This is a genomic window from Roseicella aerolata (assembly GCF_020523605.1).
Classification (GTDB): Bacteria; Pseudomonadota; Alphaproteobacteria; order Acetobacterales; family Acetobacteraceae; genus Paracraurococcus; species Paracraurococcus aerolatus.
Window position 1 is genome coordinate 108,351 of the sequence record NZ_JAJAQI010000018.1, and the last position, 8,902, is coordinate 117,252.

General features: G+C 75.2%; 11 protein-coding genes. 5 read left to right on the forward strand and 6 right to left on the reverse strand.

All coding sequences use genetic code 11. From position 1 onward, the window contains the following. The first annotated feature begins 33 nt into the window (after window positions 1-33). Complete coding sequence (locus LHA35_RS13595) at window positions 34-657, forward strand: ABC-type transport auxiliary lipoprotein family protein (protein WP_226608815.1); 624 nt, start codon at window positions 34-36, stop codon at window positions 655-657. Between the two features lie 197 nt (window positions 658-854). Here LHA35_RS13595 and LHA35_RS13600 read toward each other — a convergent pair whose 3' ends face one another. Continuing rightward, window positions 855-1,172 carry an HU family DNA-binding protein gene (locus LHA35_RS13600; protein ID WP_226608816.1) on the reverse strand — a complete coding sequence of 106 codons (318 nt, stop codon included), beginning with the start codon at window positions 1,170-1,172 and terminating at the stop codon, window positions 855-857. Window positions 1,173-1,718: 546 nt separating this feature from the next. Continuing rightward, window positions 1,719-2,450 (reverse strand): PRC-barrel domain-containing protein, encoded by a 732-nt coding sequence (locus LHA35_RS13605; RefSeq protein WP_226608817.1) that lies wholly within the window; start codon window positions 2,448-2,450, stop codon window positions 1,719-1,721. 526 nt (window positions 2,451-2,976) lie between these two features. On the opposite strand from LHA35_RS13605, the gene LHA35_RS13610 reads away from it, so the two are divergent. From LHA35_RS13610 to LHA35_RS13625, 4 genes are all read left to right on the forward strand, one after another. Next, complete coding sequence (locus LHA35_RS13610; protein WP_226608818.1) at window positions 2,977-3,438, forward strand: DUF2267 domain-containing protein; 462 nt, start codon at window positions 2,977-2,979, stop codon at window positions 3,436-3,438. 53 nt (window positions 3,439-3,491) lie between these two features. Then, on the forward strand, window positions 3,492-3,950 hold the full coding sequence (locus tag LHA35_RS13615; protein ID WP_226608819.1) for a CBS domain-containing protein: 459 nt from the start codon (window positions 3,492-3,494) through the stop codon (window positions 3,948-3,950). Beyond that, a complete protein-coding gene (locus LHA35_RS13620) occupies window positions 3,947-4,327 on the forward strand; it encodes a hypothetical protein (protein WP_226608820.1) in 381 nt (126 codons plus the stop codon). Before LHA35_RS13615 ends, LHA35_RS13620 begins: the two co-directional genes overlap by 4 nt. A 394-nt stretch (window positions 4,328-4,721) precedes the next feature. Next, a complete protein-coding gene (locus LHA35_RS13625) occupies window positions 4,722-5,753 on the forward strand; it encodes a patatin-like phospholipase family protein (protein WP_226608821.1) in 1,032 nt (343 codons plus the stop codon). Between the two features lie 88 nt (window positions 5,754-5,841). Here the strand turns inward: LHA35_RS13625 and LHA35_RS13630 are convergent, their stop codons facing one another. From LHA35_RS13630 to LHA35_RS13645, 4 genes are all read right to left on the reverse strand, one after another. Next, complete coding sequence (locus LHA35_RS13630; protein WP_226608822.1) at window positions 5,842-6,534, reverse strand: CBS domain-containing protein; 693 nt, start codon at window positions 6,532-6,534, stop codon at window positions 5,842-5,844. A gap of 404 nt (window positions 6,535-6,938) precedes the next feature. Then, window positions 6,939-7,730: a sulfite exporter TauE/SafE family protein gene (locus tag LHA35_RS13635; protein ID WP_226608823.1), complete on the reverse strand. Its 792-nt coding sequence runs from the start codon at window positions 7,728-7,730 to the stop codon at window positions 6,939-6,941. A gap of 28 nt (window positions 7,731-7,758) precedes the next feature. Then, window positions 7,759-8,286: a rhodanese-like domain-containing protein gene (locus LHA35_RS13640; protein WP_226608824.1), complete on the reverse strand. Its 528-nt coding sequence runs from the start codon at window positions 8,284-8,286 to the stop codon at window positions 7,759-7,761. A gap of 19 nt (window positions 8,287-8,305) precedes the next feature. Continuing rightward, window positions 8,306-8,629, reverse strand: coding sequence for an ArsR/SmtB family transcription factor (locus tag LHA35_RS13645; RefSeq protein WP_226608825.1), 324 nt, complete (start codon window positions 8,627-8,629; stop codon window positions 8,306-8,308). Between the last annotated feature and the right edge of the window lie 273 nt (window positions 8,630-8,902).

Genomic DNA, 8,902 nt, shown 5'->3' on the forward strand with positions numbered 1-8,902 from the left:
GGCGCCGGCCCGCCTGCCGGCCGGAGGCATGCCATGACCCGTCGCGGACTGCTCCTGCTGGCGGCCGGGCTGCCGGCCTGCACCGTCCTGCCCGACCGCCCCTACCAACCGGCCCAGCGCTTCGCCCTGGCGCCGGAGCGGCCGCCCTCCCCGGCCCCGGCCCGGCGCGGGCCGGTGCTGCTGCTGCGCACCCTGCGGGCGGCGCCAGGGATGGACCAGCGGGGCCTGCGCATCCTCGGCCCGCGGGGCGAGGTGACGGTGGAATTCTGGGCGGAATGGACGGCGCCGCCCGCCGACCTGGTGGAGGAGGCGCTGCGCCGCTGGCTGCTGGCGAGCGGCCGCTTCACCGCCGTCACCGCCCCCGGCTCCCGCCTCCGCCCCGAGCTGATCCTGGAAGGCGAGCTGACCGCCCTGCAGGCCGAGCCGGCGGCGGGCATGGCCCGCGCCTCGCTTTCCGCGCTGCTGCTGACGGACGGCACGGGGGGAAGCCGGGTGCTGGGGCAGTTCCTGGCGGAGGGCACGGCGTCCCTGCCCGGCGGCCCCCGGGCGGATGGGCGCGTGGTCGCGGCGGAGGCCGCGGCGGCGATGAGCGAGGCGCTGGCCGCGGCGCTCACCAGCCTGGAGCGCGACCTGGCCGGGGCGATCGGGCGGCGATAGGGCCCGGAGCGGAGCGCGGGCGGGCGGGCGGGCATGAACGCCCGGGACGCATGCCCCGGCCTTAACAGGGAATTTCAGCGGATCGACATCCGGTCCCGGACGTCGATCCGCTGTCACCGGTGCTCGGGGCCGGGACGCGCCCGGCGGCATCGGATCAGGCGGGCAGGCCGATCCCCCTTCTCGGAGGGGGAGCTGGCTCAGATCGCCTCCTTCGCCTCCTTCGCGGCGGTGAAGGCGAGCTTCTTGCTCTCCGGGATCTGGATCTCGGCGCCGGTCGCCGGATTGCGGCCGGTCCGCGCCGCGCGCTTCTTCACCTGCAGCACCCCAAGCCCGGTGAGGCGAACCTTCTCGCCGGCCTGCAGGCGCTTCATCACCTCGGAGACGAGGCCGTTCAGCACCGCCTCGGCAGTCTTCTTCGGCAGGTCGTGCGTCTCGGCGAGGCCGGCGGCCAGCTGCTTCAGCGTGGTGGTGGGCGCAGCCTTGGTCGCGGGCTTCGTGGTGGTCGTGCTCGACATGGGGTCCCTCCTAGGTCGGTCGCGCCCAGGAATCACGGGCGCGAGACTGATGCAAGGCAATATGCCCTGGTTCCTGCCGACACTGGCGCCACCCTAACCGCCGCCCGACGGATCGCGCATCCGTTATCCCGGCCCGCGGGCCGGTGCACCGCCATGATCCTGGCGCCTGACGCGCCGCCGCAACACTGCCGGCGCGGGGCACCGTGCGCGCGCAATGCCGGAAAGGCTTGATATTTCATGCTTGACCGAAGCCGTGCCTCCCCGGCGGGGCACCGCGTGACCCGTGGCCGCCGCCCGGGCTGGTATCCTGGGCAAGCCTGCCCCGGAATGCCCGGCAGTCACGCCCCACGGTGCCGCGAAGGCCCTGCGGCGCCTCGGCGACCGGGCCAGCGGCCCCGAGTCGCTCGCGGTCATCCCGCGGCCCGGCGCAGGGCCAGGGGCAAGGGCCGCACCCGGCCCCCGCCATCCGGATGCCGCTCCGCCGTCGCGCATCGGCGGCAGAGCCGGTTCATGCCCCCGGGCGATCCCGCCCGGGGGTGCCTCGCCTCAGCGCGCCGGGGCCGGCGTCGCGGGCGGGGCCGCTGCGGGCCGATCGGTCGTGGCGGGGCCGCCGCCCATGGTGCCGCGCCGCGCCGTGTCGTCGGGTGCGCCGGTCGCCGTGTCGCGCGGGCCGCCGCGGCGGTCGTCGCTATAGGCGAAGCTCGGCCGCTCCCTCAGGCTGTCCTTGGTCGCGCCCGGCAGCGTCCAGCGATCACGCTCGGCATTGTATTGCAGCCGCTCGAAGGGGATGGCCACGCGCTTCGCGCCGATGCCGAGGAAGCCGCCGACCGAGAGCACCGCGACGGGCTGGCCGCCGCCCTGGCGGGCGATGAGCAGGTCATCGATCTCGCCGATGCTCTCGTTTTCCTCATTGTAGACATTCGAGCCGACCAGCTTGCTGGCGCGCAGGCCGTCGCGCATCACGGTCGTATCCGCGGCGGTCGTGCCAGCGGTCGCGCCTGCCGCGGCGGTGCCGGCCGGGCCGGCGGTGCCCTGCGGGTTGGCGCCGCTGATGTTGGTGTCGAGCGTGCGGTCGACGGCGCGCCCCGCCGCGGTGCCCGGTGGATTGCCGGGGGTGCCGTCCGGCCGCGGAACCTGCCCCTGCGCACGGTCCACGGCGCGGCCGGTCTCGGTGCTCGGCGGGTTGCCGGGCGTGCCGTCGCGCTGCTGCGCGAGGACCGGGCCGGTCGCCAGCACCGCGGCGGTGGTCAGCAGGGTAAGGGAAAGACGGGATTTCATGGCGATCACTCCGTCCATTCGTCATTGCCCGGCCCATGCCGGGGGTGGCGGAAGAACGATCCGGCCCTTGTCCGGTTTCGGTTCCGCGCCTGGACGTGAGGGTAGCTGGATGCCCTCCCCGCCGCCCTGCGGCGCCGCTTCCGCGCCACACAGGCGGCCGGGCGTGGGCGACGCGCGGCGGGGTGATCCCCGCCACGCTTCGCGTGACGCCTGCGCCGCCGGACAGCGCCCGCGGCCGGGAAGGCAGGCCCGCCGCCCGCATCGGCGCGGGCGGGGTCGCGGCGCAGGATCCTTCCGCTGCCGCCTTGCCGGACCGCCGGTCGCGCCTGCGGCGTGATGCGGCGCCGACGCTCCCGCCGTCGCACGATGCCGCCGCAGGCCGGGCGGCCACGGCTCTTTTGCCGCCGGCAAGAACCGTCGCCGCCCCCCGGCGTTGCTCTGGGTCCCTCGGCCGCCACGGCGTGGCAGCCGCATCGTCATGCCGGCGGCCCGGGTGCTGTTGTCGGACGGACAAGGGGAGGACGTCATGGCAGCCACCGGACTCGAGGTCTGGGACAAGACGCTGCAGACGACCAATATCTGGCTCGACGAGATCATGGCCGAGATCGGCCCCGACCGGCAGCTGGCTTGGCACGTGCTCTCGGCCGTGCTGCGCACGCTGCGCGATCGCGTGCCGCTCGAGCTGGCCGTCCATCTCGGCGCGCAGCTGCCGCTGCTCGTGCGCGGCGTCTACTACGACCAGTGGCATCCCGCGGGGAAGCCGGAGCGCATGCGCGGACTCGACGAGTTCCTGGCCGGCATCGCCGACAAGCTCGGCGGCGTCCGGCCGGTGGATCCGGGGGATGCCACGCGCGCGGTGCTCCGCACGCTCTCGCGCCATCTCGACCGCGGCCAGGTGCTGAAGGTGGCCGGCGCCTTGCCGCAGCAGGTCCGCGAGATCTGGCCGCTCGAGGACCTGCCGCCCGCGCAGGGCGCGGCGCGCGCATAGGCGGCCCGATGCCGGATGTCCGGCGGGGAACTCCGGGAAGGAGGAGGTTGAGGATGAAGGTCAGCGACAAGATGACGCGCAATCCGCGCCTGGCGAGCCCGGATGACAGCATCCGCGAGGTCGCCCGCACCATGGCCGAGATCGATGCCGGCGCGCTGCCGGTCAGCCAGGGTGACCGGCTGGTGGGCATGGTGACGGACCGCGACATCGCGGTGCGGGCCGTGGCGCAGGGCAAGGGCCCGGACACGCCGGTGCGCGAGGTGATGACCCCCGAGGTGAAGTACTGCTTCGAGGACGAGGAGGTCGAGCAGGTGGCGCGCAACATGGGCGACATCCAGGTCCACCGCCTGCCGGTGGTGAACCGCGACAAGCGCCTGGTCGGCATCCTCTCGCTCGGCGACATCGCCATGGGCGAGGGCCCGCGGCCGGCCGGGGAGGCGATGGCGGGCATCTCGCGCCCGGGCGGCCAGCACTCGCAGACCGGCGGGCCGCGCTCGGGGCCGGGGGCATGAGGCTGCGCCCGCCGCGGCATCCGCTCCTCGCCCTGGCCGTGGCGCTGGGCTGCGCGGCCGGATCCGGGGTGGCCGCGGCCCAGCCGGGCGCGGCGCCGGCGCCGGACACCTCCCGCGCCGCGCCGCCCGAGGCCGCCCCGGCCAGGCCACAGGCCCCCGCGCCATCGCCGCGCGACCGGGCCGGGGGCGGGCCGACGGGTGACGACACGGTCGAGAGCCATGAGCGCGGCGGCATCGCCCGCGGGGTCATCCGCCCGCGCGGCGAGGTCGATCCGGGCATCCACCGCGGCACGGTCCCGGACCCGAGCCCCGGCACCACGCCGGTCATCCCGCCGCCCGGGACACCCGGCGGCGATCCGACCGTGCAGCCCCGGTAGGGGGCGGCGGGGCGGTGTGGCCGCCCCGCCTGGCCTCCGGCGCACCCTGCCGGCCGGGGCCGAGGCAAGCGGCCGGCCCTGGCGTGCACCGACCCGACCTGCCCCGCCTCGCCCGCTGCGGGTCATTCCCGCGCGCCCTGCCGCGATCCGAGCCCGGGGCAGCAGCGCCGCGCGCGTCACCCTCCCGGCCGCAGAGGTGCTCCGGCGCACGGAGACGTGGCTGCCGGGAGCGGCGGGGCCGGAGGAACATCGCCCATGGCCTGAGGGCATGGGCATGGTCCGAAGCTGCGGCATCCTGACCCCGGCGGGCGCCGGCGCCTCATCCGGGGCGGGCGGCGCCAGGGGGCGGCGCAGCGCGCCCCGGCCTGCCCGCCACCGCCGGCCGGGCGCCGGCATGGCCGAACCCGCGGCCGCGCCCGCCAAGCGCATCAAGCTGGCGCTGCAGGGCGCCGGCGCGCATGGCGCCTTCACCTGGGGCGTGCTGGACCGGCTGCTGCGCGATCCCCGGATCGAGATCGAGGGAGTCGTCGGCACCAGCGCCGGCGCGATGAACACCGCGGTGCTGGCCGACGGCCTCGCGGCCGGCGGCCGGGAGGAGGCGCGGCGGAGCCTGGCCGCCTTCTGGCAGGGTGTCTCGGACCTCGCCCGCGCCTCGCCCCTCCAGCCATCCCTGCTGGACCGGTGGCTCGGGCCGGGGAACATGGCCCTCTCGCCGGGCTGGCAGCTGGCCGACCTGATGATGAAGATCTTCTCGCCCTACCAGCTCAACCCGATGAACCGGAACCCGCTGGTCGGGCTGCTCGGCTCCGTCGTCGATTTCGCGCGGCTGCGGGCGGCGCCGGCCCCGGCGGCCTTCGTCTGCGCCACCAATGTGCTGAACGGCCGGCTGCGCGTCTTCGGGCGGGCGGAGATGACGCCGGCCGCGGTCATGGCCTCGGCCTGCCTGCCGCAGCTCTTCCAGGCGGTGGAGGTGGAGGGGAGCTGGTACTGGGATGGCGGCTTTTCCGGCAACCCGCCGATCTTCCCGCTGATCTACATGGGCGGCTGCCCCGACATCCTGATCGTGCAGCTCAACCCCATCAACATCCCGGAGGTGCCGCGCGACATGCGGTCCATCCTCGACCGCGTGAACACGCTTGCCTTCAACTCCTCCCTGATGCGGGAGATGCGGATGATCCGCTTCGTGACGGAGCTGATCGACCAGGGCCATCTCGACGGCACGCGCTACACGCGCCTGTTCATCCACACGATCGAGGCGGAGGCCGAGCTCTCCGCCCTGCACCCGTCCTCCAGGCTGAATGCCGACCACGGCTTCCTGCGGCACCTCTTCGCGCTTGGCGCGGACAGGGCGGAGGATTTCCTGGCGCGGCATTTCGAAGCCATCGGCCAGCGCTCCTCCACCGATGTGGAGGCGCGCTTCTGCTGACACCCGCCTGCGTCGCGGGTCGGAACGCCGTGCCGCGGCCTTGGGGCGGTGGTGTGGCCGCGCCCGGTCCGCCGCCCCGGCCTTCGGCTCACGCCGCGCCGAACAGCGCAGGCGGCGGCGCCTCGATCCGCATCTCCACGCCACGGACGCCGGGAATCTCCTCCGCCAGCACCCGCAGGGCCCGCGTGACCTCCGGCGCGCCGCAGAAGCCGTGGAAGGTCACCACGCCCTTCTCGACCGTTGGCCAGACGAAATAGGGCCTGGCCCAGGACTGCCCGGCCATCGCCGCCTGGACGGCACGGCGGAGGCGCGCATCCTCGGCGCCGCCCTCCGGCGTCTCGGGCGGCGCCAGCATCGCCTCCAGCAGGTCGGCACGGGAGACGATGCCGATGAGCCGCCCCTCGCGCAGCACCAGCACCCGCTTGACGCGCCGCTCCTCCATCAGCCGCGCGATCTCCTCCGCCGTCGCCTCCTCCCCCACCGAGACGAGGTCGGTGGTCATCACGTCCCGCACCCTGGTGCCATGGGTCCTCGCATAGCGGTCGGCATCCTCCGGCGCGCTGGCGAGGAGAGTGCCGAACCAGCCGCGCGGGCGTTCCTCCGCGCCGGCGAGGCGGCGGACCAGGTCCGCCTCGGTGACGATGCCGGCGACAGCGCCACCCGGCTCCAGGACAGGCACGGCCGAGATGCCTCGGTCGGCGAGCAGCCGCGCCAGGGCGGCGAGGGGCGTCTCCGGCGGTACGGTCACCACCTCGGTGGACATCAGATCCCTGGCACGCATGGGCGTCGTTCCTCCTGTCCTGGCGCCGGCCGCTCCCGCATGACGCGCGGGCGGGCCGCATGGGTCGGCGCGGCTGTCCGGGGGCCGCGCGCGGTGGCGACCGCCAGCCTGCCGTCCTCCGCCGCCCCACCCTACAGGGGAGAATCGGCATGGCAGCCTTGATCTGAATCAGCGCCGCGTGAGAGGCCCTCCGTGGGCTCGCGCGACCGTCAGGACGCGGGCGGGCGGGGCCGGGCCGGGGAGAAGGCCGGCCCATGCCCGCGCCCGTTCCGCCCATGGCGGTGCCGCCCTGGCGGTGACCTCCACCGCGGCGGGCGGCGGGGCCGCGGAAAGCCCACGCCGCGCGATGGCGCGGTGAAGGCGGCGCTGCGGCGGGTGCAGGCGCCCGGCCGCCCCGCCGCGGCTCAGCCGATCAGGCCGAGGCTGCGGGCCAGCATGTAGAGGGCGACGAGGATGATCAGCCCGGCGAAGACCCGGGTGAGCGCGCCGCGCCGCCGCGCGAGGTGGCGCGCCACGCGGCCGCCGAGGATGCTGCCGAGCAGGCCGCCCAGGATGAACAGCCCGGCCAGCGGCCAGTCCACCAGCCCGGCGGCGGCATAGGTGCCGGCGGTGGTCAGGCCGAAGGCGGTGACCGCGACCAGGGAGGTTCCGATCGCCTGCAGCATCGGCATCCCCGTGGCGAAGACCAGGCCGGGGACGATCAGGAAGCCGCCGCCGATGCCGAAGAAGCCCGAGAGCGCCCCGACCGCGAGGCCGGTGCCGATGAGCGCCGGCGCGTTGCCGCGGTTCAGCCGCACCACCCGGTCCACCCCGCTGTCCTTCCGCCGCAGCATCAGCCCGGCAACCACCAGCATCAGCACGGCGAAGGCGGCGAGCAGCGCCTGCCCGTCCACGCTCCGCCCGAGCGCCGAGCCGGCGAAGGCGCCGGCCACGCCCGCCGCGGCGAAGACGCTCGCGCAGGGCCAGCGCACATGGCCGGCGCGGGCATGGCCGGCGAGGCTGGCCGCGGCATTGGCCGCGACCGCGACGGCGCTGGTGCCGATCGCCAGATGCGCGCCCGGCACCCCGACCAGATAGACCAGCAGCGGCACGGCCAGGATCGAGCCGCCGCCGCCGACCAGGCCGAGGGTGAAGCCGACCAGCGTGCCGGAGGCGCCGCCGAGCAGCATCTGCAGTCCCGAAAGCGTGGCGGTCATGGCGTCTGCCCCCCTCCCCCGGCGTCCGTCAGCCCGCCGCCATCGCGCGGTTCCAGGGCATCAGCCGCAGCAGGCGGGCCATGCCGCAGGTGCCGGTCAGGCCGGCAAAGACCAGCCCGGCGCCGACGAAGGCCGAGAGCGCGTAGAAGGCCGGCGCCACGAGAGCGCCGAGCAGCACGCCAAGCAGCACCAGCGCGCCGGCGGCGATCTGCACCTGGCGCATCAATTCGAGCGGCTGGCGGCGATCCTCGGCCACCGGCAGGCCGGCGCGCTGCCAGGCCTCCAGCCCGCCCGCGACCACAAAGGCCTCGCAGGCGCCGGCCTTGGCGGCAAGGCGCTGGGCACTGCCCTGGGTGCGGGCGCCGGAGCGGCAGTGGAACAGCACCGGCCTGCCCTGATGCACGGCAAGCTCCGCCTCCTCCAGCCGGGAGAGCGGCAGGTTGCGGGCGCCGGGGATGCGGGCGCGGGCATGCTCGTCGGGCTCACGCACATCGACCAGGGTCGCGCCCTGCTCCAGCAGGCGGGCGGCCTCTTCCGGGGTGATGGTCTTCAGCATCGGTGTGTCCTTCCGCGTGTCAGGCCTCGGGCGGGCAGTAGAGGTCGCGCAACAGGCCGAGCAGGCAGGCGGCCCTGGGGTCGGCCAAGCGGTAGAACACCGCCTGCGCCGCGCGCCGGGTCGCCACCAGCCCGTCCTCGCGCAGCAGGGCGAGGTGCTGGGAGAGGGCCGGCTGGGAGAGGCCAACCGCCTCCGCCAGCCTCCCCACCGTCATCTCCCCCGCGCCGGCGAGGTGGCAGAGCACCAGCAGGCGCCGCTCATTGGCCAGCAGCCGCAGCAACCGTGCCGCCTCCGCCGCCTTTTCCTCGAGCGCCGCCAGATCCGGGGCCGCTGTCGCCGACATCCTCCTGACCGCCTTCCTATTCTTACTGTGTCACTTGCTTCTTGGCCGTATACGCTGTTTCTGCAGGCAGCAGGGGCAGCGCGGGAGGAGGTGGACAAGGCCGACGGTGAGGCGGCGGCGAATGCTGGCGATTGAGTGCGGCACGTGGCGCTCAGGCCGGACCGGCACCGCGCGGCTGGAAGCCTTTGGATAGCGCAGGTGTCTTGAGCCGCCGCGCGGTGAAGCGGGATTGAGGGGGGAAAAGGCAGCGCTCGGCCACGAGGAAGCCGTAGG

Coding starts and splice junctions, on each gene's coding strand:
- LHA35_RS13595 (WP_226608815.1), top strand. CDS start 34: ATGACCCGTCGCGGACTGCTCCTGCTGGCGGCCGGGCTGCCGGCCTGC.
- LHA35_RS13600 (WP_226608816.1), bottom strand. CDS start 1,172: ATGTCGAGCACGACCACCACGAAGCCCGCGACCAAGGCTGCGCCCACC.
- LHA35_RS13605 (WP_226608817.1), bottom strand. CDS start 2,450: ATGAAATCCCGTCTTTCCCTTACCCTGCTGACCACCGCCGCGGTGCTG.
- LHA35_RS13610 (WP_226608818.1), top strand. CDS start 2,977: ATGGCAGCCACCGGACTCGAGGTCTGGGACAAGACGCTGCAGACGACC.
- LHA35_RS13615 (WP_226608819.1), top strand. CDS start 3,492: ATGAAGGTCAGCGACAAGATGACGCGCAATCCGCGCCTGGCGAGCCCG.
- LHA35_RS13620 (WP_226608820.1), top strand. CDS start 3,947: ATGAGGCTGCGCCCGCCGCGGCATCCGCTCCTCGCCCTGGCCGTGGCG.
- LHA35_RS13625 (WP_226608821.1), top strand. CDS start 4,722: ATGGCCGAACCCGCGGCCGCGCCCGCCAAGCGCATCAAGCTGGCGCTG.
- LHA35_RS13630 (WP_226608822.1), bottom strand. CDS start 6,534: ATGCGTGCCAGGGATCTGATGTCCACCGAGGTGGTGACCGTACCGCCG.
- LHA35_RS13635 (WP_226608823.1), bottom strand. CDS start 7,730: ATGACCGCCACGCTTTCGGGACTGCAGATGCTGCTCGGCGGCGCCTCC.
- LHA35_RS13640 (WP_226608824.1), bottom strand. CDS start 8,286: ATGCTGAAGACCATCACCCCGGAAGAGGCCGCCCGCCTGCTGGAGCAG.
- LHA35_RS13645 (WP_226608825.1), bottom strand. CDS start 8,629: ATGTCGGCGACAGCGGCCCCGGATCTGGCGGCGCTCGAGGAAAAGGCG.